25 protein-coding genes and 1 tRNA gene are annotated in these 26,053 nt (G+C 65.9%); 10 read left to right on the top strand and 16 right to left on the bottom strand.

Annotation, left to right across the window (positions count from 1 at the left end; genetic code table 11):
• On the bottom strand, positions 1-237 hold the full coding sequence (locus ACIBK2_RS28135; RefSeq protein WP_396971335.1) for a hypothetical protein: 237 nt from the start codon (positions 235-237) through the stop codon (positions 1-3).
• A 117-nt stretch (positions 238-354) separates the two neighbouring features.
• Here ACIBK2_RS28135 and ACIBK2_RS28130 point away from each other — a divergent pair, with 117 nt between their 5' ends.
• Together ACIBK2_RS28130 and ACIBK2_RS28125 are read left to right on the top strand one after the other, a co-directional pair.
• Positions 355-576: a hypothetical protein gene (locus tag ACIBK2_RS28130; RefSeq protein ID WP_396971333.1), complete on the top strand. Its 222-nt coding sequence runs from the start codon at positions 355-357 to the stop codon at positions 574-576.
• A gap of 222 nt (positions 577-798) precedes the next feature.
• Positions 799-1,851: a hypothetical protein gene (locus tag ACIBK2_RS28125; protein WP_396971331.1), complete on the top strand. Its 1,053-nt coding sequence runs from the start codon at positions 799-801 to the stop codon at positions 1,849-1,851.
• A gap of 1,426 nt (positions 1,852-3,277) precedes the next feature.
• Here ACIBK2_RS28125 and ACIBK2_RS28120 read toward each other — a convergent pair.
• A complete protein-coding gene (locus ACIBK2_RS28120) occupies positions 3,278-4,918 on the bottom strand; it encodes a hypothetical protein (protein ID WP_396971329.1) in 1,641 nt (546 codons plus the stop codon).
• Between the two features lie 542 nt (positions 4,919-5,460).
• On the opposite strand from ACIBK2_RS28120, the gene ACIBK2_RS28115 reads away from it, so the two are divergent.
• Positions 5,461-5,531 (top strand) — tRNA-Gly (locus ACIBK2_RS28115).
• A 286-nt stretch (positions 5,532-5,817) separates the two neighbouring features.
• Positions 5,818-7,095: an alpha/beta hydrolase gene (locus tag ACIBK2_RS28110; protein ID WP_396971328.1), complete on the top strand. Its 1,278-nt coding sequence runs from the start codon at positions 5,818-5,820 to the stop codon at positions 7,093-7,095.
• A 42-nt stretch (positions 7,096-7,137) separates the two neighbouring features.
• Here the strand turns inward: ACIBK2_RS28110 and ACIBK2_RS28105 are convergent, their stop codons facing one another.
• From ACIBK2_RS28105 to ACIBK2_RS28080, 6 genes are all read right to left on the bottom strand, one after another.
• Positions 7,138-8,259 carry a methyltransferase gene (locus tag ACIBK2_RS28105; RefSeq protein ID WP_396971327.1) on the bottom strand — a complete coding sequence of 374 codons (1,122 nt, stop codon included), beginning with the start codon at positions 8,257-8,259 and terminating at the stop codon, positions 7,138-7,140.
• A 215-nt stretch (positions 8,260-8,474) separates the two neighbouring features.
• A complete protein-coding gene (locus ACIBK2_RS28100) occupies positions 8,475-8,999 on the bottom strand; it encodes a flavin reductase family protein (protein WP_396971326.1) in 525 nt (174 codons plus the stop codon).
• The gene (locus ACIBK2_RS28095) at positions 8,992-9,507 is read right to left on the bottom strand and encodes an NADPH-dependent FMN reductase (RefSeq protein ID WP_396971325.1); all 516 of its coding nucleotides are present in this window, start codon (positions 9,505-9,507) and stop codon (positions 8,992-8,994) included. The genes ACIBK2_RS28100 and ACIBK2_RS28095 overlap by 8 nt, the downstream gene beginning before the upstream one ends.
• 45 nt (positions 9,508-9,552) lie before the next feature.
• A complete protein-coding gene (locus ACIBK2_RS28090; protein ID WP_396971323.1) occupies positions 9,553-10,839 on the bottom strand; it encodes an acyl-CoA dehydrogenase family protein in 1,287 nt (428 codons plus the stop codon).
• The gene (gene sfnG / locus ACIBK2_RS28085; protein WP_396971321.1) at positions 10,839-11,954 is read right to left on the bottom strand and encodes a dimethylsulfone monooxygenase SfnG; all 1,116 of its coding nucleotides are present in this window, start codon (positions 11,952-11,954) and stop codon (positions 10,839-10,841) included. Before sfnG ends, ACIBK2_RS28090 begins: the two co-directional genes overlap by 1 nt.
• 121 nt (positions 11,955-12,075) lie before the next feature.
• Positions 12,076-13,461, bottom strand: a complete 1,386-nt coding sequence (locus ACIBK2_RS28080; protein WP_396971320.1) for a styrene monooxygenase/indole monooxygenase family protein — start codon at positions 13,459-13,461, stop codon at positions 12,076-12,078.
• A gap of 98 nt (positions 13,462-13,559) precedes the next feature.
• Between ACIBK2_RS28080 and ACIBK2_RS28075 the strand changes: the two genes are divergently transcribed.
• Positions 13,560-14,048 (top strand): GAF domain-containing protein, encoded by a 489-nt coding sequence (locus ACIBK2_RS28075; RefSeq protein WP_396971318.1) that lies wholly within the window; start codon positions 13,560-13,562, stop codon positions 14,046-14,048.
• Positions 14,049-14,093: 45 nt separating this feature from the next.
• Here ACIBK2_RS28075 and ACIBK2_RS28070 read toward each other — a convergent pair whose 3' ends face one another.
• From ACIBK2_RS28070 to ACIBK2_RS28050, 5 genes are all read right to left on the bottom strand, one after another.
• Positions 14,094-15,524, bottom strand: coding sequence for an LLM class flavin-dependent oxidoreductase (locus ACIBK2_RS28070; RefSeq protein ID WP_396971316.1), 1,431 nt, complete (start codon positions 15,522-15,524; stop codon positions 14,094-14,096).
• Positions 15,521-16,741, bottom strand: coding sequence for an acyl-CoA dehydrogenase family protein (locus ACIBK2_RS28065; RefSeq protein WP_396971314.1), 1,221 nt, complete (start codon positions 16,739-16,741; stop codon positions 15,521-15,523). The genes ACIBK2_RS28070 and ACIBK2_RS28065 overlap by 4 nt, the downstream gene beginning before the upstream one ends.
• 153 nt (positions 16,742-16,894) lie before the next feature.
• Positions 16,895-17,230: a hypothetical protein gene (locus tag ACIBK2_RS28060; protein ID WP_396971313.1), complete on the bottom strand. Its 336-nt coding sequence runs from the start codon at positions 17,228-17,230 to the stop codon at positions 16,895-16,897.
• A 102-nt stretch (positions 17,231-17,332) separates the two neighbouring features.
• The gene (locus ACIBK2_RS28055; protein ID WP_357384788.1) at positions 17,333-17,629 is read right to left on the bottom strand and encodes a hypothetical protein; all 297 of its coding nucleotides are present in this window, start codon (positions 17,627-17,629) and stop codon (positions 17,333-17,335) included.
• Entirely contained in the window at positions 17,616-17,840 is a 225-nt protein-coding gene (locus ACIBK2_RS28050) for a hypothetical protein (protein WP_135233911.1), read from the bottom strand. Before ACIBK2_RS28050 ends, ACIBK2_RS28055 begins: the two co-directional genes overlap by 14 nt.
• 235 nt (positions 17,841-18,075) lie before the next feature.
• Here ACIBK2_RS28050 and ACIBK2_RS28045 point away from each other — a divergent pair, with 235 nt between their 5' ends.
• A complete protein-coding gene (locus tag ACIBK2_RS28045) occupies positions 18,076-18,861 on the top strand; it encodes an alpha/beta fold hydrolase (RefSeq protein ID WP_396971310.1) in 786 nt (261 codons plus the stop codon).
• Between the two features lie 7 nt (positions 18,862-18,868).
• Here the strand turns inward: ACIBK2_RS28045 and ACIBK2_RS28040 are convergent, their stop codons facing one another.
• From ACIBK2_RS28040 to ACIBK2_RS28030, 3 genes are read right to left on the bottom strand one after another with little or no spacing between them, the layout of a single operon-like run.
• Complete coding sequence (locus ACIBK2_RS28040) at positions 18,869-19,534, bottom strand: TetR/AcrR family transcriptional regulator (protein WP_396971308.1); 666 nt, start codon at positions 19,532-19,534, stop codon at positions 18,869-18,871.
• On the bottom strand, positions 19,519-20,283 hold the full coding sequence (locus ACIBK2_RS28035; RefSeq protein WP_396971307.1) for a crotonase/enoyl-CoA hydratase family protein: 765 nt from the start codon (positions 20,281-20,283) through the stop codon (positions 19,519-19,521). Before ACIBK2_RS28035 ends, ACIBK2_RS28040 begins: the two co-directional genes overlap by 16 nt.
• On the bottom strand, positions 20,280-21,872 hold the full coding sequence (locus tag ACIBK2_RS28030) for a thiolase C-terminal domain-containing protein (RefSeq protein WP_396971305.1): 1,593 nt from the start codon (positions 21,870-21,872) through the stop codon (positions 20,280-20,282). The genes ACIBK2_RS28035 and ACIBK2_RS28030 overlap by 4 nt, the downstream gene beginning before the upstream one ends.
• Before the next feature lie 89 nt (positions 21,873-21,961).
• On the opposite strand from ACIBK2_RS28030, the gene ACIBK2_RS28025 reads away from it, so the two are divergent.
• From ACIBK2_RS28025 to ACIBK2_RS28010, 4 genes are all read left to right on the top strand, one after another.
• Complete coding sequence (locus ACIBK2_RS28025; protein WP_396971303.1) at positions 21,962-22,723, top strand: crotonase/enoyl-CoA hydratase family protein; 762 nt, start codon at positions 21,962-21,964, stop codon at positions 22,721-22,723.
• Between the two features lie 177 nt (positions 22,724-22,900).
• The gene (locus tag ACIBK2_RS28020; RefSeq protein ID WP_396971302.1) at positions 22,901-24,007 is read left to right on the top strand and encodes a DUF4185 domain-containing protein; all 1,107 of its coding nucleotides are present in this window, start codon (positions 22,901-22,903) and stop codon (positions 24,005-24,007) included.
• A gap of 93 nt (positions 24,008-24,100) precedes the next feature.
• Positions 24,101-25,321, top strand: coding sequence for an erythromycin esterase family protein (locus ACIBK2_RS28015; RefSeq protein WP_396971301.1), 1,221 nt, complete (start codon positions 24,101-24,103; stop codon positions 25,319-25,321).
• Positions 25,322-25,331: 10 nt separating this feature from the next.
• Positions 25,332-26,033 carry a class I SAM-dependent methyltransferase gene (locus ACIBK2_RS28010; protein WP_396971300.1) on the top strand — a complete coding sequence of 234 codons (702 nt, stop codon included), beginning with the start codon at positions 25,332-25,334 and terminating at the stop codon, positions 26,031-26,033.
• The last annotated feature ends 20 nt before the right edge of the window (positions 26,034-26,053 follow it).

Genomic DNA, 26,053 nt, shown 5'->3' with positions numbered 1-26,053 from the left:
TCAGTCGGTCATTAGTGTGGGCCTGGCCGCTTTCTCAGCAGCAGCCTTAGCCGCCGTGACGGTGCCGCGTCGCCCCCATCGCAACGTCTTGGTGTCGCTGTCGACGGCGAACCACAGCAGCGACCCTTCCTCCCACACGGTGAGCTGACGTCGGTGCATCTGCCGGGTGAGCATGACGCCCTGGGTCGGGTGCTCGTGCAGGGTCCACCCCCCGGTTGCGTCCGACTCCGACAGCATCCGACGTGCCCTTCGTCGCTGAAGAACAACTAGACCAATCAGTATGCAATGGATGGCCGGGGGTGGTCACGCGAAGTGCTTCTCGAACATGCGTTCGATTCGATGTACAGTTGGACGATGGATCGCTTGGGACCGGAGTTGCGGAGTCGGATCGGTGAGGTGGTTCGCGCCGCCGGCCATCCACACAGCCCCATGTACGGACGTGCCCTCGCGGTCGAAGAAATGCTGAAGGCGGTCGAGGCGGAGCTGACTGACGACCGCTACTCCGAGACTGAACGCCGAAGCTTTCATCAAGTCACGCTCGCGGTGCTGGCCCACGGCAACCGGATGACTCGGTAGCGGCGACCTGGCCCGCACCTGTGAATGCACCATCTACACGCCATCGCTTACCGGTGCTTGCACGCACTCCGCACTCGGTCGACCCGTGTGTGAACCGTTGCCATTCCTAAAATAACCCCGCAGTGGCAGACTCAGCAGGCGCGTATGCTCGTACGACTGCAATCTGTCCGACTAAACCGGTCGGTTCAAGGCATCACTGACTAACCTCAGGGGACTTACCAAATGATGAGCCGTTCCGAACGCCTAAAGCTGGCTTTTGCTATCCGGCATCAAATGAGCATGATTGACTACTCCGATCAGGTGCTCATGCTGACTGCGTTCGACATCAGCTATATCGAAGACCCGGAGAGGACCATCGACGACGGGATCGGCCGGTCGCTGCTCGGCGCTAAAGAAGATGACCTTATCGCGCTGGCGGATCACGTCGAGGCTTCGCGACCGGGTATCGAGCCGCAAGAACTGGATGTCATAAACCCTTTCCAGGTCGACGCGTATACAGAATTGGTCGCGGCGGAAACCGTTCTTCGTGACGCGGTACGACTAGTCCTAGGCGAGAAATGGAAAGACAATTTCAGCGAAACGGACATTGCAAAACTTGAGGCGAAGCAAATAGAGGAAGACAAACGTCGGGACGGCGTATCGGTGAGCTCTGACCTCCTGGACTACACCGAGACATATCATCTCAAGACGCTAATAATCGACAAGCATTGGAACGAGTTTAAGCCGGTCCTCGACGACAAGAATCGGGCATCTGCCTATTTCGGCATCATACTGGACATCCGAAACACAATCGCACACTCTCGACCAGTCGTGCCAGCGGAACGACTCCTGATCGCTGGCGCTGCAGGTCAGTTACAGAACCAGCTTGCGCAATATCGCAGCCAGGTTAATGGCCCGGACGCACACTACGCTTCCATCAACTATATTCGAGACTCATTCGGCGAAGAACTCGCAGCCAACGATCCGCTCCACACTGCCGCACGACCTCGGCCGCGCCTAAACGTCGGCGACCGCGTATTCTTCGAATGCTCCGCAACCGACCCGCGAAATAGGAAGATCAGCTGGGTTTTCAGCAGAACTAGCTGGAATGCAAGAGGCGTGATCGACGAGAACACCGGAAACACGGCAACATTCGAATGGGTGGTCAGCGAAGCTGATGTCGGCGAATCGCGAAGCTTCACGATTGAAATACGGAATAGTAGCAAATTCCAGCGAACAGCCGCAGGCGACGATAGGTGTACATTCAGTTACAACGTGAATCCACCGCGCGAGTAACGGCTTGATGCGGTGCTGTATTTCGATCGGCACGTTCATATCAGGCTCGCTGCTTGTCGCCACGTGCTCTGGTGGGGTGCTGCTGGTTGGTGGCGAGGGAGGACGTACCCCGTACTGCATAAGTATGGGTACACCCCGGTTGCTCCGTATGGGTATGCAGAGGCAGTTCGGGTCGGTCGATGTGCACGCGCGTCGGGGATTACTCGTCGCGCCGGGACTGGGAAACTCCGAGGGGCTGGTACGACGTGCCACGCCGTCCCTGTCCGAGTCCGCCTTTACCAGGTCAGCCCACTCGTGATCGGAAATGTGATCGCGCCGGCCTCCTTGAGACAGGCACGATCGCAGCTGCCCCTCTGACGGGCGACGACTCCGGCGGCTAAGACGGTCAGACCGATACCGGATCACCCGTAACAACTTCACGGGCGCAGGAAGGCAAAGCAGGACAAGGGATTTCGCGGAGAATTAAGCGCATCACAAGAACGCCGTGTTGCCTTACACTCCCGGTTCGGTTGGGGCGCAGCACAACTAGCTCATCTCGCGGGGCTCGACCGCGTTCAACGCCTGGCACGGAAGTCTCGACGGACTTCAGACACCTGCTCGCGCTGTAGGGACCACAGTGTGCAACAAGACGGCCGAGAGGGACAACCGACACGAATCCACATCGGTGCGTGCCGAAATTCCGTCAGGAGAACACCGACCGATACCGCAGCGCAGTCCAGGCAATTCGTTGACGCCACAACACCTCTCATGCCAAAATCAGCGCAGTCGCACACTGCGACACCTCACTGCGTGTGACAGCTCAATACGCGCGATCCCCAAACGCCGTCCGTAACGGACGGGTTCGAAGGACGCGCCATGAGCAGAACCCGAATCGACCGCCGCCGCCCGGACATCCACTGGGCACTCACCCACGGCTGGGAATTCGACAAAGTCACCAAAACCGGACACCTCCGATTCATCCACACAGTGACACGTACCAAAGCCTGCCTCGCCGCCACACCAAGCGACTGGCGCGGCGAACGCAACAGGCATCTCCCGCCTCCGCCAAAAGACAGCGCTGGTATGCGCATGAGCCTCGACAAGCTCTACACCGCGGAGGAAGTCGCCCTCGCATTCCAGTTGGAGTCGCCAGATTGGCTGGAGAAGAGTGCGCGTGCCGATCAGATCCCCCACACGAAGCTCGGCCGGCGGCTTCGATTCACTCGGGCACAAATCGATCAGATCGTCAAAAACTGCACAGTCGAGATCGAACCCGTTGCGCGACCACCGCACGTGCAGTACCTACAGGCTGCGCCAAAACCTCCGGCTGAGACCTCGACCACACCTGTCCGACTGCCAGCGCACATTCGTGCCCAATTGCCTTAGCACCAGTCCGGCATCCACGACACAGGCCCTGCACGTCACACGCGCGGGGCCTGTGTCATCGTCACGCCGCCGCAAGCATCGAGCGATTCCCCCCGAGCTCTCGCGCCCGTTCCTGCAGCAGCGTGTTCAAGACCTCCACGTTGGACGTCGGACACATGGCCAGGCGGGCATCCAACGCCTCGAACCACATCTCGGTCAAGACTTCATTGAGCCTGTCGCGCATGACCTGTGTGACATGTGAGTAGTTGCCCTGCACCGAATTGTCCTCGTGTCCGATGCGGTCATTGATCAGGACTTGGGGGATTCCCCTCTCCTCCAGGTCGGTTCGATGGGCATGCCGGTTGCCGTGCGGTGTCATCCCCGCCGCGATCGGCAGCCAGCTGGCGTTCGCCTTGCGTGCCCGTGCCGATTTCACTGGGATGGCGAGGACGCTGTCGCGAACCGCGTCTGTCGAAAGCTCAATCGTCTCCGCGCCAGGCATCCACAGCGAGACCGGGTTCCATGGGCCGTTCTTCTTGTGCGGCGGAAACTTGCCACTCACCGCGGGCGTGTAGATCCATCTGCGAAAGCTGTCGCGCGTCCAATGCCACACTGGCTCGCCGGGCGGAACGACGTCATAACCGAACTCGGCAGCAGCAAGGAGAACTCGCTCGCGAGTCGCATCCGCGATCCGGCCGCCGCTGCCACGAAGGGCAACACTGACCGTGCGCTCCGAAATACCCAGATGAGCAGCCAGAGACGCCATAGTCACCCCTTTCACGCTGGACCGGCTACGTGTGCGGGGAAGACCTGTGAAGATGCACAGCATGTTGTGGCATGGGCAGCGCTGAGGATTCGTGCGAGCGACGTGCGCCGCGACCATGCTCCGAAGAAAGTCAGGCCAGTCGATATAGCGGCGAGACTCGTCTTTGGGCGGGCACTGGATCAGCCTGCTCCCGACCGATGCGAGCTGGTGCTCGATCCGAATCTGCTCTGTGCGTACGTAATCCAGCTCCAGCCCCCATAGTTCGCCACTCCGAATACCAGTGAACCGCTTCAGGATTCCCGCGACGAATTCATCGTCCCGCCCTGACAGCAGCGCCATGCGCTCAGCGATCAACAGTCCACCGAGGACGTTCGTGATCACCTTCTCCTCAGCGCGGCTGCGCCGCCTGCTGGTACGGCGTCCCCGACCGCGCGGCCGTTCCGCTGCATTCGTTTCGATCAGCTTGTCGACGCGCATGGCATCGCCCAAGATCGTGTGAAGACATCCCCTCCACTTCATGATGCTTGACCGCTTGTGGCCTGCTTTTCGTTCGGCACTTTCCCACTGGGCGATCGCATCGGCGTCGATTTCGTCAACGTAGATGCCTCCGAACGCTGGGAGGAGGTGGCATTCGATGTAGTTCCGGTAGTTGTTGATGGTGCTTTCGGCCAGGTCATGGCGAAGAATCCACTTCCCGACGTACACGGAAAACAGCATCCGGGGCTTACCCCTGGGCGTCGTGACCGTGGGAGTGACTGCAGTGTGGACAATCGCCTCGCCCGCTGGGCTGAGGCCGTTCTGGATGTTGACCTCTGCCGCATCGGCGGCCTTCTTGGCTGCGCGCTTGCTCTTGAACTTGATGACTTTGCCGCGGCCATCTTTGAGCGAGACGTACTGATCGGGACCGACCAAGTACTTGGCTTCGTGATAGCCGCTACGCGGGTTCGCGTACCCCAAAGGAACCCTCCCGAGGCGTCGGGCGCTGACGACAGCGCGAACAGGGATGCCCAGCAGCGCACGTCACGCAATCCCAACCGGGTACTGGGTAGTCCTCGCGCCGGACTGATCCCCTCGACGCCTCCTGCGGCAGATGGCCAGCAGGTTCGACTAAGAGTAGCGGCGAAATCGATTCCGCCGCAACTGCAATGGATAAACGACACGCCGGGGTGTACAACACGCCGCTAGTTGCAGTCTTTCTTCGCAATCCATCAGTTACTCCCCCGGAATCAGAGCGTGGGCGAAGTCATCGAGAGGGGCCCAGGTGCCCGATCGTCGGCCCGATCGTCGGCCGGATTTGGGGAGGATTTTGGGGAGGATTTTGGGACCGAACGCCTCCGACCGGCTCTGAACGCGACCGGACGGGACTCGCGTCCAGATCGTTGCAGTCACGCGAACAGCGTTTCAGACGGATGCATCTCCGCAGGTCAGCGGCATCTACCTGGACTTTTCTCGGCTGCGGGCGGACTCTGCTAAAGTCTGGACTGGCGGTTCGCCGCTTCGCCGATGTAGTTCAATGGTAGAACTTCTGCTTCCCAAGCAGACAGCGCGGGTTCGATTCCCGTCATCGGCTCTTATCGCGAAAGCCCTGGCCAGGGATCCTGGTGCAGGGCTTTTTCTTGTCTGCAGTACCCGAGGGTGAGTTGGGGTGGCTCGGTGGGGGGATGTGGGCGGGGGATGGGTGGGCCGACGATCTGGGCATGTTGGTTCGTCGCGCTGTGTTGGTGGTAGGTCTGGCTGTCGGGCTTGGGGCGGGGGTGTTGGCCGCCTGTACTGCGGAGGCGAAGCCTAGTGCTTCGTTGAATTGGCAGCCTTGTTCGGAGAATGCCGAGTTCGACTGTGGCACAGTCACTGTGCCGGTGGACTGGGCGAAGCCGGATGGGGAGAAGATCGAGGTCGCGGTGGTGCGGGATCGGGCTGACGAGCCGTCGAAGAAGGTGGGGACTTTGGTTTCGTTGGCTGGTGGGCCGGGGTCGTCGGGGGTGGATGAAATCATCAAGGGGGGAAAGTTTTCGGCGGAGCTGCGGGGGCGGTTCGATATTGTCAGTCTTGATCCGCGTGGGGTGAAGCGGAGTCATCCGGTGCGGTGTGATGCGGGGCTGGCTATGTATCGGCCGAACCTGGTGCCGGAATTGGGTGGGCGGATCGATGAAGTGCAGTCGTATGCAAGGGATCTCGCGGCGAGCTGCCGGCAGTACACCGGGGCGCTGATGGATCATCTCGATGCGGCGAGCGTCGCGCGGGATGTCGAGGCGGTGCGGGTGGCGCTCGGGGTGGACCACATCAGTACTTACAGCAGGTCTTACGGGACGATGCCCGCGCAGTCGTATGCGGAGCTGTTCCCGAAACACTTGCGGGCCATGCTGTTGGACAGCGTGGACGATCACAGCCTGGATGGCCGGGCGTTCCTGGCCAGCGAAGCACGGGCGGGCAAAGACACTTTCGGCGAGTTCGCGGCGTGGTGTGCCCGGGATCCACAGTGCGTCCTGCACGGGGCGGAGGTCGACCGGATCTTCGGCGATGTGTATGCCAAGGCTGTGCGCGGCGAGCTGCGCGACCTCACCGACGCGACCAAGCAGGTGGGACCGTTCGACCTGAACGCGCAGATTGTTCAACGGCTCTATCGTCCCGAATGGTCGCGGCTGGCAACGGATCTGAAAGCATGGGCCGACCAGCCTGCCGGTAGCCCGCTGCCGCCTGCCACGCCTCGACAGCAAGGCAAACCAGCGCCGATGCCGGAGATCATCGTCTGCTCCGACTGGCGTTTCGACATCGCGGGCCAGGATCAGTGGACCCAACTGTGGCACGAACAAAACGCCAACTCCGCACCGCTGCGCGCCCACTTCGCTTGGGGCGCAGGCTCGCTGTGCTCCGGCTGGCCGATCGCGCCGCCGAACCCGGCACACCGCCCGCAGATCGTGGACGGGCCACCGGTTCTCATCATCAACTCACTGCACGACCCGGCGACGCCGTACGAGTGGGCGCTTGGCGTCGCGAAGAACACGCCACGCGCCACCCTGCTGACCTACGAGGGCTGGGGCCACGGCGTCTATGACCGCTCGCCCTGCACGACCAACGCCGCCGACCAGTACCTCATCAACCTGACCATCCCCCAAACCCGCTGCCCCGCAGCCTGATCAAGGCCGCCGAACGGGCGCACACCAAGTGCCACTCGAGCACTACGGGGAGACAACCAGCCGCCAGAGGGAGGTGACTTCCGCAGCGCGGGCGGCGTGCAGCGGGTCGGTGGCGTCTTGGGCGCGCGGGTGGCGCGGGGTGGTATCTGCTTTGTCGATGACGCGCAGTCCAGCCGAGTCGATCATCGCGAGCAAGTCGTCACGGGTGCGCAGGCCGAGATGTTCGGCGAGGTCGGACAGGATGAGCCACCCTTCGCCACCAGGCTCGAGATGGTCGGCCAGGCCCGCGAGGAAGCCGCGGAGCATACCGCTGTCCTGGTCGTACACACCGTGCTCGATCGCAGAGGTCGGGCGGGCCGGTAGCCATGGTGGATTACAGACAATGAGGTCGGCGCGCCCCTCCGGAAAGAGCGCAGGCCCGACGATACCGACGGACGCGGCGAGCCTGAGCCGGTCGATGTTCTCCCGGGCGCAGGCCAGGGCGCGCGGACTGTCGTCGGTGCCGACGATGTGCCCGACACCGCGCCGGGCCAGCACCGCGGCCAGCACGCCGGTGCCGGTGCCGAGGTCGAAGGCGGTGTGCACGCCGGTCGACGCGAGCGGGGTGCGCGCGACCAGATCGACGTATTCGCCGCGGATCGGCGAGAAAACGCCGTAGTGCGGGTAGATGCTGGCGTCCAGCGACGGTATCCGCACACCCTTCTCTCGCCACTGGGCCGCACCGAGCACGCCGAGCAGCTCGGTGAGGGCGATGAGCATGGACTCGTGCGGCGGCCCGTAGACGTCGTCACACGCTTTTCGCACATCGGGCGCGCGACGCAGCGCGAGCGCGTGATCGCCCTCTAGCTGGACGAGCAACTTGCCGAGCACCCGCGCGCGATGGTTGCGCGCCCTGCGCTGCAACCGGAACGACTCGGCCGGACTATCGCCTGGTCCAGGCGTTTTCCGGTCGACGCGGCGGCTCATCGCCTGGAGCAGCTGCCTGCCATTGTGGTAATCGCCGCGCCACAGCAGCGCCGTGCCTTCACAGGCCAGGCGGTAGGCGGTCTCGGCGGTCATCCGATCGTCGGCCACCACGATCCGGGTCGGGGACGGTGTCGCGCTTTCGGAATGCCAGGGTGCGGTTCGGACGGTATCGGCTTCGGTCCAGGTCATCGTGGACATCGGCGACTCCTCGTTGTCGAGCATGCGGGGACACGGAGTGCACCGCGACGAGGAGTTACTGAGGTCGGGTGTTCCTACCGCGTCGAGGTGCGCGAGGAAACGTCACCGAGAACCATGCCCATTGTCATGACCGACCCTTCCGAATAGATGCAATTCCAGTTTCCCACACCGGCCGAGGACCAGGGCCGATCGGGTCACCCGCTGCGCACGATCGGTCAGCTGGCGATATGGCTGCGCTCCTTGGCCTCCGCATCCAATCGACGGAATCGGCTGCCGTGGAAGACAAGTGGATCGACATCGGTACGCGTGGCAATGCGGTGGATCCGCAAGATGACCACCGCATGGTCACCCGCGGGCACGTGCGCCTCGGGCACACCCTCGATCCAGGCGGACGCGCCGTCGATGAAGATCGCCTCGCCCGTACCGCGATGCAGCTCGGTGCCCCGGAACCGGTCACCGTTGCGTGCGCCGAGCGATCGGGCCGCGTCCTGCTGATCGGTGCCGAGCAGGCTCAGGCCCAGATGCCCAGCGGTGGCGAGCTTGGGCCAGGTCGAGGAGGAATTCTGCACACAGAACGACACCAACGGCGGATCCAGCGAGACCGGCACGAAGGTGCTCACCGCGAGCCCCTCTGGGGTGCCGTCGATTTCGGCGCACACCGCGACCACACCGCTGGGAAAATTGGCGAAGGCGCCGCGCAGTCCGCTGCCGTCCGCGGGAAACTCGAAGAGCTCATGCATGATTGGTCACCGCTGCGGTATCGGCCAGCGCCTGCACGACGGAGCGCCAGCGGACGCTGTAGCGATCGATCACGCCGTCCTCCTGGAAGGTGCGGTCCGAGAGGTACAGACCGGGCAGCGCCGTGGTGGCGCCCAGCTCGACGAGCACCGGCTTGAGCAACAGATCGGGTGCCAGCGCATGGACGGGGCCCGCGCCGAGCATCACCGGAACGCCGAGGACGCCCGCCAGTCCGGTCCCACCGTCGAACTGCTCGAGGAACAACTTCAACAGCCCGGTATAGGTGGCTTTGAAGGTCGGGCTCGCGAAAACCACGAGCTCGGACTCGGATACGGTGCGCACCGCCGCCGCCACGGCCGGATCACCCCAGCCGAGCAGGGCGGCACCGAAATCGACCAGGTCGATGACGGTGGGCTCCACCTCGGGACGCAGCCCCTTCGCGACCAGCGTGGCCGCCGTCAAGGTGCGGGAGGCGGGCTTCGGATTGCCTACTACGACCGTCACTGTCACTTTTGTATCCTTTTCAATCACATGCTGTTTCGACCGGCAGGCCGGTCAGATCACGCCGTGCAACGGTGGCGCGGTGCCGTGCAACAGCGCACGGCCGAGGTGCTGGTACTTCCATCGAATCGGATCGTGCAGGGTATGCGTGCGCGCGTTGCGCCAGAAGTGATGCAGATTGAGATCGGACGCGGCACTGCGTGTTCCCCCCACTTCGAACAGCGCACTGGACACCTCGTTGGCCGCGCGGTCGGCGAGCACCTTCGCTGCGGCTACCGCCAGCGATGCCCGACCGGCGGCATTGTCTTGTCCGCTATCAACTGTGCCACTCGGCGCGAATCTGGCAAGCCCCCCTTCGGGGGGTTCCGAAGTCCCCTGCTGTCCGGTTCCGGTGGCCGCGTCGACCGCGACACCCGCCGCGGTGAGGGTCGCCTCGGCCGCGGTGACCGTGACCGACAGTTCGCCGAAACGCTGAATCAACAGCGGGTCATCGACGGCGTTCGCGACACCGGACTCGAACCAGGGACGGCTCGTAGTCCGCACGAATTCCGTTGCGGCGGAAAGCGCACCACGCGCGATCCCGGCATCGATCGCCACGTGCAGCAGTTGCGCGAACGCGCCGTAACCGGTGGGCGCCTGCACGGCGGCGGCCCGCCGGATCAGCTGATCTCGCTCGACCAGCACCTCCTCGAACGTGACGGTGCCGCTGCCGGTGGTGCGCTGGCCGACGCCGTTCCAGTCATCGATGATCCGCACGCCGGGCGTATCGGCGGGCAGGTACGCGATGTACTCCCCCGGCTCCAGGCCGCTGCGTCCCTCGGGATCGTCGAGCCTGGTCAGCACGGCGAGCAGATTCGCGAACAGCGAACCGGTGCAATAGAACTTGCGCCCATCGACGCGGAACTGATTCCCGGCGGGTCGCAAGGTGGTCGAGATATCGGCGATGGTGGCGCCGCCGCGCTCGGACTGGGCGTTGGCGATCCGCCCACCGTCGAGCACCTGCGCGAAGTAGCGTTGCCGCTGCTCAGCGGTACCGGCCAACCGCACCAGATTCACGTACACGAAGTGACTGTGCGGAATCTGCGCGATATTCGGATCGGCGGCCGCGAGGATGCGCACCACCTCGGCCACCGCGCTCGGCGGCAGGTCCGCGCCGCCGAACTCGGCGGGCACGGTGATGGCGAGCAGCCCGCTGGCCGCGAGCCGCTCCACCTCCTGATGCGGCAGTATCCGGCCGCGATCCCGCGCGGCCGCCCCCTGGGCGAAGTCCGCCGCCAGCTGAGTCGCGACCGAAAAGGCTTGCGCGGCCGACGTTATTCGGTCGGCCGCGACCGCAGTCATCAGCCGACCGCCGCGACCGGCCGTCGCGCGGCCTCCAATTCCCGCACCAGCGGAAGCACTTTCGCGCCGAAGTACTCGATCTCCTCCTGAAAGTGCAGGAAGCCACCCAGGATCAGGTCGACACCGAGCTCGCGGTAGGCGACGATGCGCTCGGCCACCTGCTCCGGCGTGCCGATCAGCTTGGTGCGGAAACCGTCGTTGTACTGCACGAGATCCTCGAACGAGGAGTCGGCCCACATGCCCTTGCGGTCCTTGGTGGACGCACCGGCCTGCTGCACCGCGTCCCGGAAGCCTTCCACCGCAGGCTTGTTCGCCTTCTCGATGATCTCGCGCAGGGTGTCGCGCGCTTCCTTCTCGGTGTCGCGGGCGATGATGAAGCCGTTCAGGCCGAACTTCACCTCGCGGCTGTTGGCCCTGGCGATCTCGCGCAGGTCGTCGAGTTGTTCGGTGACGCCGTCGAAGTCCTTGCCGTTGGAGAAGTACCAGTCGGCGTAGCGGCCACCGTTGCGGCGGGCCGCGGTCGAGTTACCGCCTTGGAACAGTTCGGGATTCGGGCGCTCGGGGGTGTTCAGCGGCTTCGGCTTCAGCGTGAAGTCGCGGATCCGGTAGAAGTCGCCGCCGTAGTTCACGTCGTCCTCGGTCCAGATCTTGCGGATCACCTCGAGGAATTCGCCGCTGCGCCGGTACCTTTCGTCGTGCTCCAGCCACGGCTCGCCCAGCGCGGTGAATTCGCCCGCGAACCAACCGGATACGACGTTGATGGCGAAACGGCCGTTGGAGAGGTGGTCGGCGGTGGCGCCGAACTTCGCGAGCACCGCCGGGTGCCAGAGGCCGGGATGAATGGCCGCGATCACCTTCAGGCGCTCGGTCGCGCCGAGCAACGCGAGGCTGAACGAGGTCGACTCGTGCTGGAACTCGGCGCCGTAGGACGCGGTGTAGCGCACCTGCGACAACGCGTACTCGAAGCCGTTGTTCTCCGCGGTCTGCGCCAGCTTCTTGTTGTACTCGAAATCCCAGCCGGTGCGCTGTTCGATCTCGCTGGTGACCAGTCCCCCGCTGACATTGGGCACCCAGTAGGCGAATTTGATCTCATCGGCGATCTGCTCCGTGGTCATAGCTTTGCTCCATGGGGTCGGGGGTAGCCGTCGATCTCCTCCCACTCCAGCACCGCGATCCGACCGGCACGAGGGTTTGAATCTGTGCGATCGGATCGCGGTGCTGGCGATGTTCGGGTTGTCAGGCGTTGGTGAGGGTGTCTGCGTAGGTGGATCGGGCGAACGTGCCGGCCGGTGCGAAGCGGCCGAGCAGGGCCGCCGCGTCTTCGCCGGTGACGCTGGTGATGAATGCGTTGGCCGCTTCGACCGAGTCGACCGCGAGGAACGGTTGCGGGTGGTGCAGCAGGCCGACGAGGGCGGCGGCGAACCTCGGGTCGACGCTCGCGGCGGCGAAGAGCGTGTTGCCGATCTCGGCCAGCTCCGGATCGCCGAGGAACAGCCGGGTGACCTTGTTGGCGGCGTCGCCGCGCACCGCGAGGAAGCCCGCGTACTGCTCGGTGAACCACGCCTCGTCGAACGCGCCGTCGTGCACCGCGGCGGCCGCGACGAGCCGCTGCGCCTGGATGAGCCCGCTCTGCGCACCCTGACCCGCGATCGGGTCGTAGGCGGCGGAGGTGTCACCGAGCGAGGCCACCACGTGCCCGCCCGCGGTGTGCCCGACGGCGGAGCGCACGACCGGCCGGACCGCGCCCTTCAGCCAGGAATGCGGGTCGTCGGCGATCACCTGGGTGGCCAGCACCTCGGGCAGATCCCAATCGATGAAGTCCCGGTACAGATCCTGCACGATCCGGTGTGCGGACTCAGCGGAATCCGCTGCGGCGAACCGGGTTTCCCATTCGCTGCCCGGACGCGCCCAGCCGAGGAACGCCCAGCTCGGGCCCGCGTCCTTGTGCAGGTACGGGCCCCACCAGGCCTCGCCCTGCTCGGCCAGAATGGAGAAGCCGCTGTGCCCGCCGCCCGCCGCGCTGCGGTGCGCGAAAACGTCCTTGTCGTACCCGATTCCGGTCACCGTGACGGTGAGCAGCGAGCGCTGCGGTGCGTCGTACGGGGTGCGCGCCTCGTCGATGGCGAACAGGTCGGACAGTCCGCCGCGACCGGTGGCGACCAGGGTGAGGGCGTTGGCCGCGGCGATCGTGTCGAGGGATTCCGGGGTCACCTGCTCGACGACGAAGCGGCCGCCGCGCTCCTGGAAGGCGGTCAGTCGTTCGTCCGCCTTCAGGCGGGTGTCGACGGCAATACCGACGTAGCCGTCGAAATGGCCGTCGAATTGGATCAATTCGGCGCGGTCCGGTCCGGCGATGCGGACACTGAGTCCGGTGTGCCGCGGTGCCCGCGCGGTGTAGGTGTCCAGCCCGAGGGCGGACTCGGCCTGCTGGGTGATACCGAATTCGAGCGCGGTGCCGGTGGCGGGGACGTCGTCGCGCAATGCGCGTTGATCGCGGTCGCTGTAGAGGGTGACGTCGAAACCGGCGTCGAGTAAACCTAGTGCCGCAGTGACGCCGGTCTGGCCGGCACCGATTACCGCGGCCGAACGGATGGAACGGGGAACGGAATTCTGCGTTGTCATGTTCGGATCATCCGTGCTGTGACCTGGCCCTCGTGAGTGTTGCGATCAGCGAGAATCAATGAGCAGACAACAGTTTTGCCTGGCGTACCATTCGGGCCATGTCGTTCACCGTTGCCGATCTGACCGGAGACCGGACCGAGCAGTACCAGCAGCTCGCCGCGCAGGCGCAAGCGTTGGTGGCGGACGAGCCGGACCGGGTCGCCAACGCCGCCAATGTCGCGTCGCTGGTATTTCACGCACTGCCCGACCTGAATTGGGTCGGGTTCTATTTCTATGACGGAAACGAGCTCGTCGTCGGACCGTTCCAGGGCAAGCCGGCGTGCGTCCGCATCGCCATCGGGAAAGGCGTGTGCGGGACCGCGGCACAGACCAGGGAAACCCAACTGGTTCCCGACGTGCACGCGTTCCCCGGCCATATCGCCTGCGACGCCGAAACACGCTCCGAGGTCGTTATTCCCTTGGTGCACAATGGCGCACTCATCGGCGTATTCGACCTCGACAGCCCGAAACCGGATCGGTTCGACGACATCGACAAGGACGGACTGGAATCCGTCGCCAAGGCTTTTCTCGATTCCCTCCCGTCCTAGCCTGTCGTTCCGGCGAGCACCCGAGTGCTCGCCGGAACGCTCGGACTATGGCGCGGCGATGGCGACTCCAGGACGCGAAACCTCGTCGGGCAGCACGGTGGATCCGGGTGCGCCCACCCGATAGCGCGCACCGCGATGCTCGTCGGGCAGCCGGTCGCCCGCTCCGAACAGGGCGTTGCGCAGGGTGCCCGGGACGTAGTCGGTGGCGTAGGCGCCACGTTCGGACAGCACCGGAACAACGTGCTGGACAACGTCTTCGAAGGAGCCCGGGGTGATGGCGTAGGCCAGGTTGAAGCCGTCGAGGTCGGTATCGTCGACCCATTCCTGCAGCCGGTCCGCGACCGTGGCGCCGGATCCGACGAACACCGGGCCCATCCCGCCGATGCCCGCCCACCGGCCGATATCGCGCACCGTCCACTCGCGGCCGTCGTCGTCGAACTCCTGGAAGGCGGCGACGGCGGACTGGATGGCGTTGCTCTCCACCTGCCCGATCGGATCGTCCAGGTCATAGCCGGACAGGTCGATGCCCATCCAGCCGGACATGAAGACCAGGCCGCCCTCGATGCTGGCGTAGGACAGGTACTCCTCGTGCTTGCGCTGGGCCGCCTCGTCGGTGGCGTCGGTGATGATGGTCGCCAGCGCGTAGATCCGAGCCGAGTACGGATCGCGGCCCGCCTCCTGTAGTGCCGCGCGGATGCGGGAAACAGTCTGGGCGAGAAGTCGTTTCGAGGGCGCGGCGATGAAGATGGCCTCGGCGTTCGCCGCGGCGAAGCGGACGCCACGGGTCGACGCGCCCGCCTGATAGATCACCGGCGTGCGCTGCGGCGACGGCTCCGAGAGGTGGATGCCGGGCACCGTGAAGTGCTTGCCCTGGTGGCCGATGTGGTGCACCTTCGCCGGGTCCACGTAGACGCCCGCGGCGGCGTCGCGGACCACCGCGTCGTCCTCCCACGAGCCTTCCCACAGCTTGTACAGCACCTCGAGGTATTCGTCGGCCTGGTTGTAGCGCTCGTCGTGGTCGAGCTGGTCGTCCGCGCCGAAATTCCTTGCCGCCGAGGGCAAATAGCCGGTGACCACGTTCCAGCCGATGCGGCCGTTGGTCAGGTGGTCGAGGGTGGAGAGTCGGCGCGCGAACGGAAAGGGATGCTCGAAACCGGTGCCGGTGGTGATGCCGAACCCGAGATGCTCGGTGACCGCGGCCATCGCCGAAACGAGCAGCAGCGGGTCGGCGACCGGAATCTGCGCGCCCTGCCGCAGCGCGGCGACATCGGTGCCGCCGTAGACGTCGTAGGTGCCGAGCACGTCGGCGATGAAGATGCCGTCGAATCGCCCCTGCTCCAACAGTTTCGCCAGGTCGGTCCAGTAGCTCAGTTCCTTGTACCGGTGTGACTGGTCGTCCGGATGCCGCCACAGGCCCGGTGATTGGTGGGCGACGCAGTTCATGTCGAAGGCGTTGAAGCGAATTCGGCGGGTCACTGCGCCGCCTCCGTCGCGGGCTTGCGTTCGCCCGCGCTCCAGGCGAACGGCAGGTCAGCGCCGTTGAGCAGGTGATCGCCGATCGCCCTTGCCTTTTGGATGGCCGGGTTGTGCACCGAGATGGTGCGGGCGTTGCGCCAGTGCCGGTCCAGCCGTTGGCGTTCCGAGACGACCGAGGCGCCGCCGACCTCGAAGAGCAGCGTGGTGGCGGGCAGCACCAGATCGATCACCGCGAGCTGCGCCTGTGCGGCGGCGAGTTCGGCTGCCACCAAGGACTTTTCGTCCTTGGCACCGCTCGCGAGTACCTCGTCGAGGACATCGGCGACGGCGAGCACCGTGGACCTGGCGGCGAACGCGGCGGCCGACAGGCGGCCGATCACCTGCTGCACCAGCGGATCCTGGCGCGGCACGCCCGCGGCGGAATGCGAGTAGCTGCGGGTACGTCCGGCCACCCACTCCCGTGCGTCCAGCTCCGCACGCTGTGCGATACCGGCGAGCACCGCGAGCTGGACCAATTGCAGATACGAGGTCGCGTAGGTCGGGCCGGGTGCGCCATAGCCGGGGCCGAGGATTCGTTCCTCGGAGATCACGACATCGGTGAATTCCGTTGTGCCGCTGGCGGTCAGCCGCTGCCCGAAGCCGTCCCAGTCGTCGTGCTGGCGCACCCCTTCGGCATTCGCGTCGACGAGCACGCCCACCCGCTCGCCATCACGGTCGGCCGCGGCCAGGATGTAGTCGGCGTACAGCGAACCGGTGCTGTAGTACTTCACGCCGTTGAGCAGCCAGCGGTCGCCGTCCTTGGACAGCCGGGTGCGGTAGCGGTCGACCGCGCCCACCCCCGGCTCGGTGATCGCATTGCCGACCAGCGTGCTCGTCGTCGTGCGCAACCACTGCTCGCGGCTCGGTCCCGGCTCGGCGAGCAGCTGATCCTCGACGAACGAGAAGTGCACGCGCAGCGCCTGCGGCAGGTTCGATTCGGCCGCCGCCAGCTCGATCAGCAGCCGGAACAGCTGCCGCACGGTGACCCCGTACCCACCGAACTCGACCGGCACCCGCAGCGCGCCGAACTTCGCCTCGCGCAGCCAGCCCACCTCCTCGAACGGCAGGCGTCGATCGACTTCGCGGGCCACCGCGCCCTGCGCGATGCGCTCGAAGATCGGTCCGAAGACCGCATCCAGTTCGGAGTCTGTGGCGGATTTGGCCTCGATGGATGTCATCACCCCACGATGGCGCAGCGCCGTGCTCGGCTCACTGGTTGCGCGCACCGCGATCGAAATGCTGGTCCGGCGCGGTTATCGGTGGCGGTGCGGCGCCGAAGAACTCGGCGCCGGGTCAGGACCGCGGATCGAGCTGGTTGTCGCCCGGTGCCGTCAGTGCGGGACGGTGATGCATTCGGTGGCGATGCGGGTGCTCGCGGTGCGCGCCTTTTCCGCGTCGTCCTTGCTCATGCCGAGGGTTTCCTGGTCGGCGGCCTTGGTGTCGTACTCGTTGCTGACCATCACGCGCAGACCCTCCTGCGAGATGCCCTGGTCGATGAAGAGTTTCGCGGCACAGTCGGCGAGCTGCTGGCTCTTGAGACCCTTGTCCTGCAGGGACTTGGCGAGGTCCGCCTGCGTCACCGTCGGCGCCGCCGCCGCTTTGTCGTTGCCGCATGCCGCGAGCACCGGCAGCGCGATGAGCGCCGCGGCGATCAGGGAGATCCGCACCTGAATCCCTATCTGTCGAAATGGACACCGTCGAATGGACGCTGTGGGACGTCGGCCACGATGGTACCCATCAGGTCGGAAACCTTCGCGGGGTCCGCATTTTCACAAATCCATTGCGGCGCGCAGCGCGGTATCCAGGCGTTCCAGCGTCTCGGATTCCATTTCATCGACGCGTTCCGCGAGCCACCCCCGGAAGATGCGGCCGATATTCCCGGCGTGCACCCAGCCGTAACTTTGCACCGGCACCGCGAGGATGTCCTGGGGATCGTCCTCGACCACCTCGGCGGCGATCAGCCACGGCCTCGGCGACTCGTTGATGCCATCACTGCTGATGAGCACGACAGTGCGGCGTCGCGGCGAACCATGCGGGTTGTAGATCCACAGTTCACCCCGCCGCACGCATCGCCTCCTCGGCGGCGGCCATTTCGGCCGCGTCGGCGGCGGCCTGCGCCGTCACATCCGGTGCCGGACCACACCCGGTGCGCACGGCCTCACGCCGAGCGGCCTTCGATATCCAGGCCGACGGCGACATGCCCGCGCGGGCCGCGGCCTGCTCGGCGAAGGACCAGGCGGCCTCGTCCAGCGAAAGAGTGACCTTACGCGTTGCCATACCTTTTACCTTACCGCCTCTCCGAGTATTCAGGCCAGGCTCGGGTGCCACGAAAGCAGCGTTGGCGGTCGGCGGTGATGCGGCGAGCCGAGTTAGCCGGTACCCGGTGAGTTACCCATGTGCTTCCGAAATCAGTCGGTTCGTCAGTACAAAGACCAAAGCAAAGGCACAACTGATGGCTGGTGACTGCTGTTACTGTGGGCGCACCGCCGGGCGAAGAGTTGGGATGGGTGCGATGACTACTTTGAACCATCATCGGGTCGGTGCGGGTGAGCCATTGGTGCTGGTGCACGGCATCGGCAGCCGGTGGCAGGTGTGGGAGCCGATCATCGACACGCTTGCCGAGTCTTATGACGTGATCGCCGTCGATCTTCCCGGCTTCGGCGATTCGGCACCGCTGGCCACCACGACCGTCGACACGCTCACCGAGGCGCTCGCGGAATTCCTTGCCGCGCAAGGGATCGAGCGGCCGCACCTGGCGGGTAACTCCATGGGCGGGCTGATCACGCTCAACCTCGGTGCCCGCGGGTTGGCTCGCTCGGTCACCGCCTTTTCGCCGATTGCGTTCTGGGACAAGGCAGGTCGCATCTGGTGTCAGCAGTCGCTCGGTAGGTCACGGCTGCTCGCGCGCCGGCTGAAGCCCGCGCTGCCGACGATCCTGGGCACCGCCGCCGGGCGGACCGCCTTCCTGACCTTGGTGTTCGGTAAGGCCTGGGCGGTCAGCACCCAGGTGGCGGTGGATACCGCGAACGGTGCGGCCGACGCACCGGGCTTCGAGTCCGCGATGGCTTCGTTCGCCGACGCGAAGCTGCACGAAATCGGCGCTCTGGCAGACCTTCCCGTCACCATCGCCTGGGGCAATCGCGACATCCTGCTGACCTATCGCACCCAGAGTCGCCGCGCCCGCGCGGAACTGCCGGGGGCCGAACACATCACCCTGCACGGCAGCGGACACACGCCGTTCTACGACGACCCCATCGCGTGCGCGCAAGCCGTACTGGGCACCGTCGGCAAAACATAAGGGCCGGTCATCGCTCCGGACGCGGCTCGATCAGCGTGTCCGGGTGCGCCGTCCCCAGCAGGATGCGAACCGCATTTCGCCAGCGTTGCTGGATGATTCGGTTCCGATCCACCTCACCGGTCAGCAGCACCCGCAGGGCCAGACCGGTCATGATCTCGATGGTGAACTCGGTAATCGTCGGCACCCGAGGGTCATCCGGGAACTCCGCGCGGAAAACGTCCCGAATGCTGTTGTGCATCAACTCGAACAGCCGCTGCTCCAGCGGCAGGAACGCGGCGAGCAGTTCCGGGTCGGTGCGCGCACCGACCCACATCTCCAGCGCGGCCCAGAACGACGGCCCGCTGAGCATCCGCATGGTCAGCTCGACCGCGGCCTCCAGCCGATCCGCCGCGGCCGGGAGTTCCGCGAATTCCCTTGTCAGCTGGTCGAATCGGCGGGCGGCAAGATGCTCGACCGCACCGGCGAGCAGATCCGCCTTGGTCGGAAAGTGATGCTGCAGCGTGCCGCGCGGCACCCCGGCCCGCTTCTGCACCTCGAGCGTGGTGGTGCCCGCGTAACCGACCTCGGTCAGGCTCTGCACCGCCGCGTCCAGGAGCCGCGTGCGCATGCGCGCGCGGCGCTGCGCCTGCGTCTCCCGGACGCGTTCCCCGGCGGAGGTCAGCGTCCCTGCCATTGGGGTTCGCGCTTCTGCGCGAAGGCGAGCGCGCCCTCGGCAGCATCCTTGGAAAATATTGCGGGCAAAGCGATCTCACCCTGCTTGGCGAAGGCCTCGGTCACCGTCCAGTCCGGCGACTCATCGATGATCCGCTTGCTCGCGGCGACGGCCAGTGGCGCGGCGGCGGCGATCGCGGCGGCCAGTTCCAGAGCCACGTCCAATGCGGCGCCCGGCTCGGTGACCCGATTGACCAGGCCAAGCTGGTAGAGCCGTTCGGCGCTGATCCGCCCACCGGTGAGCGCGAGTTCGGCGGCAATGCTGCGCGGCAGGCGCTGCGTCAGGCGCAGCACACCGCCGCCTGCGGCAACCAAACCGCGCGTCACCTCCGGGATACCGAACTGGACGTTGTCGGCGGCCACGATCAGGTCACCGGACAGCGCCAATTCGAAGCCACCGGCCAAAGCGAAACCCTCGACCGCCGAAATCATCGGCTTCACCGGAGGTTTCGCGGCGATACCGAGCGGCCCGCGCCGCTGCGTCATCGGCATCTCGCCCTTCGACGCGGCGACGAGATCCATACCCGCACTGAAGGTTCCGCCTGCACCGGTGAGCACAAGCACCCTGGCAGTGTCGTCGGCCTCGAACTCGTCCACGGCCGTCTCGATGGCCTGCGCGGTCGCGAGGTTGATGGCGTTGCGGGCCTCGGGGCGATTGATGGTCAACACGGTGATCGCGTCGCGTCGTTCGATCAAGATCAGATCGGTCATCGGACAGTCCTCTCGGAGAGCAGAGTGAGCTTGTCAGCGGCGGTGATGTCGGCGGCAGCGCCGAGCGGATCGCCGTCGTCGAACGCCGCAACCGTCTCGGCGTCGGACGCCCGGATCAGTATGCGGGCACCGGTCGGCGTCAGCGCGCTGATCACGACGGCTTCGGGTTCGTCGACATGGTCGGGCGCCGGACCCTTGCGATAGGCGACCGTGTACGACTCGACCGTGGCCGGTCCGGTGTAGCCAGGAGCGGCGTCGCGACGGGCGACAGGGACCTCCGCCTCGATCGAATGAAACAGCTGCGCAGGCGGTTCGGCCGAGTACACGCCGACGCCGTGCTTGGTGATGTACCAGCCGAGCGCGGTCGCGAGACCGTAGGCGCTCGGGTCCTCACGCAACAAGCCGATCAGTGTCGCAATCGAATGGGTGCTGTAGTTGTTGCCCGGGCCGCCGCCGAGGGTGAGCCCGCCGGTGACCGACAACGGCCGCGCCGGATCGTCGATCGGCAGCCCGAGCGCCTCGGCCGCGACCTGTACCGCGACCGGGAAGCAGGAGTACAGGTCGATGTGCGCGACATCGTCGATGCCGATACCGGCGGCGCCGAGCGCGGCCTGTCCGGCGGCGGCGATGGCAGGCGAGGCGGCCAGGTCGGCGCGTTCGGAGACGAACCACTCGTCGGTCGCGGTGGCACCGCCGTGCGGGAACACCCAGCGGTCGCGCGGCACCCCGGCCGCGGTGGCGGCGGCCGCGCTGCACAGGATCAGCCCGGCGCCCTGATTCACCGAAAGATTCGCGATGAGCAGCTTCGGATACGGCGTAGACACCATCCGATTCGCGGGCGTCGGCGTCACCAGATCGGCGGCGGAGTGCGCCGTGGGCTGCCACGCATACGGATTGCCCGCCGCCACCGCGGACAGCCGCGACCATAGTCCGCCGATCCGCGCTCGGTGCTCGTCCTCGCTCAGCCCGAGCCGACCGCGCAGCGCGGTTTCCATCAGGGCGTAGAAGTACACCGGACCCCACAGCCCGGCCGCGGTTTCCATGTCGGAGTTGGGCGCGCGGTCCGAGCCGATGAGTTCGGTCGGTTGCACGTCGTCGGGCTGCTCCGGCCAATGCAGCTCGGTGCCGGTGCGAGTCGCGGTGTTCCACGCGGCCACCGCCTCGGCGCCGGTGATCAGCGCAATGTCGGACTGCCCGTTGGCAATCGCCTGGGCGACCGTGTTGACCAGGCGCTGCGGTGCGTCGCCGCCGAAGCGCACGGACTGCATCGTGCGCTTCGGGGACGCGCCGAGTTCGGCCGCGACCAACGCACCGAGATCCGGGTACGGCCTGCTCACCGGTGCCGCGGCCGCGATCAGGTCGGCGGCGCGCACCAGCCGATCACCGGTGCCGCTGTCGGCGCCCGCGCGGCGCAGGGCTTCGGCGGCGAGTTCGACCGGACCGGGCAGTCCCGATTCGCCGCTTCGGTGCACGACCTGCCCGGCACCGACCAGCACCGGCGTCCGGGGATCCATTCCCGCTGGCAGCATTGTTCCTCCGATGATCTTGCGGGGCGTCGACAGCACCGTCGGCGCGGATACCGTCAGCATTGACGGTAACTCGGGTTCGATTAGAACAGAGACCGCACGGCCGGGCAATGGGCCAGGACGCAGAACTGACTCACGGGTAAGATCCGGGCATGGGCACCAACATCGCGCTGCGGTTCGACGGCGACCGCGCCTACGTCACCCTCGACCGGCCGGACAAGCACAACGGCCTCACCATCGACATGCTCGGCGACCTGATCGACACCGCGCACACCATCGCGAGTCGCGACGAGGTGCGCGCGGTCATCCTGTCCGGCAACGGCCCGAGTTTCAGCAGCGGCCTCGACATCGCCAAGGCGACCGGCGACCCGCTGTCCATCGTGCGCAGCTTCATTCCGCTGCCGTGGCGCGGCACCAACAGGTTTCAGGAAGCGTGCTGGGCCTGGCGCAGACTGCGGGTTCCGGTGATCGCCGCGGTGCACGGCCGCTGCTACGGCGGCGGGCTGCAGCTCGCGCTGGCCGCCGACTTCCGCTTCGCCACCCCGGACGCGGAGTTCTCGGTAATGGAGGCCAAGCACGGCCTGGTGCCCGACATGACCGGCGCGGCAACGCTGTCCCGGCTGATCGGCGTCGACAAGGCGCTACTGCTGGCGATGACTGCGGACACGGTCGACGCCGCGTATGCCGAGCGCATCGGCCTGGTCACCGAGGTCACCGCGGATCCGGTGGCGGCCGCGGAGAAGCTCGCCGACCGCATCGCGACCCGCTCGCCGCATGCTGTCGCGGGCGTCAAGCGACTGTTCGACAAGGCGTGGGAGGCCTCGACACGCCGCACCTTCGCGGTGGAACGCGCGACGCAACTGCCGCTGATCATTCGGCTGGCCACGACGCGGAGCAAGCCCACCAAGGGCTGACGGTCAACGAGCCCATTTGAAGTACGCACCACATTTTCGACGACTGCACTGCTAGCATTTCCTAGAGATTTGCCAGCCAGTCGAATTGTGGTGCGTACACACCGCGAGTGGTCTGTGTATCGCGGGAGTCTGTGTTTCGCATTGCTTCTCGGCGAGGACACGGAGGGCTCACGAACCTTGACCAAGACGGCAGCCATCTTGCTTTCGGCGTTGACGGGCGCTTCGGCATTGTTTATCACTGCTAGTACCCCGGCCATCGCGGACCCAAACACCATCAATCCGATTCCGGTGCTCAACGGAAGCAACGGCCTGCCCAACCTCGTCGGGCGCACCAAGGCCGTGTTCCAGATGACCGGCATGGCCAGCCCGAACAACACCCAGGCCTATAACGTGCTCGGCACCGACCTCGGCATCATGTGGGACAACGGGAACGGCGAGTTGCTGACCGCATTCGGCGACACCGCGGGCGTCGGATTTCCGAACCTTCTGGCCGGAAGTATGTGGTCGTGGCGGTCCAATATTCTGACGCGCAGCCACACCCAGAATCCGGCGGGCGGCATCTACTTCGACAGCGTTGTCCGCGATGTATTCGGTCAGGCGCGCGATCTGGTGCCCAGCCCCAAAATCCCTTTTCTGGAGATTAGCCGCATTCCCACCGCGGGCATCTCGGTGGGCGGCGTCCAATTCATGAGCCTCATGTCCGTGCGCAGTTGGGACGAGGTCGGGCAGTGGAGCACCAACTACTCCGGGCTCGCCGCCTCCGGCGACAACGGCGAGACCTGGGGCGAGCTGCCCGCCACCCGGCGCCCGGACGACGGCGGCAACAGCAACTTCCAGATGAACGCCTTCCTCAAGGACGGCGGATTCATCTACGAGTACGGCACCCCGTCCGGCCGTAACCAGGAGGCGTTCGTCGCGCGGGTGCCGGAAGCCCAGATCGCCGATCTCGGCGCGTACGAATACTGGGACGGCGGGGCGTGGAAACGCGGAGACGTCAATGCCGCGGCGCCGATCATGTGGGGTGTCGGCGAGCTGTCGGTGATGTACAACGCCTATCTCGGCCAATACATCTCGCTCACCACCGACCCGTTCAACTCGGTGGTGCTGCGTCGCGCGTCGGCGCCGACCGGTCCGTGGAGCGATCCCGAGGTGCTGATCGACACCAGGGAACTGCCGAGCGCGTATGCGCCGTCGATCTTCCCGTACCAGACCGGGCGTGACCTGTACTACCTCACGACCGTGCACAGCCAGTACAACGTGCTGCTCATGCGCACGCCGCTGTAAGGGTTCCATCGCCGAGTTCCGACGCGGCCTTGACCTCAACATTGCTTCATGTATGAGGCTTGGCCGTGTTGGATCGTCGTCGCAGGAGGAACCATGGGAACCGTCGCACCCGAAATCGCCACCGTCCGTGCGTGGCTCAGTGCCAATGCCCGTCCGATCGTCGATACCGATCCCGGTTACGCCGGATCCGACCTCGATCCGCTGATCGATCGGCTCGGTTCCGCGACGGTCGTCGGACTCGGTGAGTCGACGCGGTTCTCCCGGCAGATCTACGGGGTGCAGGAGCGGGTCTTCCGGGCGCTGGTCGAGCGACATGGTTTCCGCGGGTTGGCAATTCAGGACAGCGCTCGTTCCGGCGAGCGGTGGGATCGATACGTGCGCACCGGAGCCGGTGCTCCCGAATCGGTGCTCGCCGGCTCATGGCGGCCGTGGCGGACGACGGAAACCGTTGCGGCACTGGAGTGGATCCGCGCGTTCAACCAGGCGCATCCCGACGACCAGGTGCGAGTGTTCGGTGTCCAGCCGCCCAGCGCGGAGCCCGCGGACTACGACGTGGTGCTCGACTATGTGCGCCGGGTCGCGCCGGATCGGTTGGCCGCCATCGAGGCTCACCTCGCGCCGATTCGGACGGCGCATCAGGTGGACGAACATGTCCAGCGCCATCAGGGCATTCATCCGGGACGTCCGTTTGCCGAACACGCACGAGACGCTGTTGCCTTGTTCGAAAACCTGCCGACCACAACGGAATACGCAGACGTCCACCGGCATCTGCAATTGATTCTCGACTTCCACGAAAACAGCGTCGCCGGACAGGGCGGGTTCGCCCGTGACGAGCGGCCCGCAGGCCGGCGGGTCATCGATTGGCAACGCGACACCGGCACGAAGATCGTCTATTGGGACGGCATCGCACACACCACGAACCTCCGATTGGGCATGGGGACAGCGGAATTCCGCGGCCTCGGCGCCTACCTGCACGACGAGTTCGGCACCGGTTACGCCTCGGTCGCCCTCGGCTTCCACCACGGCGACCTCGGCATGACCACGGCGCCCGACCCGCAACCCGAGCTGGTGGACGCGATCCTCGGCTCGGTCGACCTGCCCGCCTACTACGTAGACCTGCGCGACACCGTGCCGGACTCGGTGCGTGCGTGGCTCGAGAGCCCGGTCAAGGCACGCGTCATCAGCGGCATCTACGACCCCGCCAAGGACGCCGAGGCCAACATCTCCGTGGCATCCCTGGCCGACGCCTTCGATGTACTGGTGCACATCCGCGAAACCTCGCCGGTGCACTGGCTGCCGCTCGACGATCAATAGACTCGCGGTCATGGATGCGACCGACTGGGACGAGCGCTACGCCCAAACCGACTTGGTCTGGGGCGCACCGCCGAACAGCACCGTGGTGGAGCACGTCTTCGGACTCGAACGACGGACTCCACTGCGGCCCGACGGCCCCGATGGCGAAGCGCCCGAGCTGCCGCGCGCGCTGGACCTGGCCTGCGGCGAGGGCCGCAACGCCCTGTGGCTGGCCACCCACGGCTGGCAGGTGCACGCCGTCGACTTCTCGCAGGTCGGCGTCGACAAGGGCCGCACCATCGCCACCCGGCTGTCCCGGTCGGTGCGCAGCCGCGTCAGCTGGCAGTGTGCGGACGTCACCGATTTCGATACGGCCGAGATCACCGGTCCGTTCGAGCTGGTCCTGATGGTCTTCCTACATCTGCCCGCGGACCAGCGGAGCAAGGTGGTCCGCCGGGCCGCGGACCTGCTGGTCCCGGAAGGCACCCTGCTCGTGCTCGGTCACGACAGCACCAACCTGACCGACGGTTACGGCGGTCCGCAGAATCCCGCCGTCCTCTTCACCCCGGACGACATCGTCGCCGACCTCGGCGAGGCCATCGCCGACCACCGCATTCGAATCCAGCTGGCCGAGCGCGTCTTCCGCCCCACCGAAGGCCGCGACGCCATCGACGCCCTGGTCATCGCCACCCGCGCGGCCACCGAATCGGACGAGATCGAACCGGCCTCGTGAGATAGTCCCGACTGCGCTGT

Source organism: Nocardia sp. NPDC050175, from assembly GCF_044459885.1.
Classification (GTDB): Bacteria; Actinomycetota; Actinomycetes; order Mycobacteriales; family Mycobacteriaceae; genus Nocardia.
This window is presented reverse-complemented; position numbering and strand designations above follow the sequence as displayed.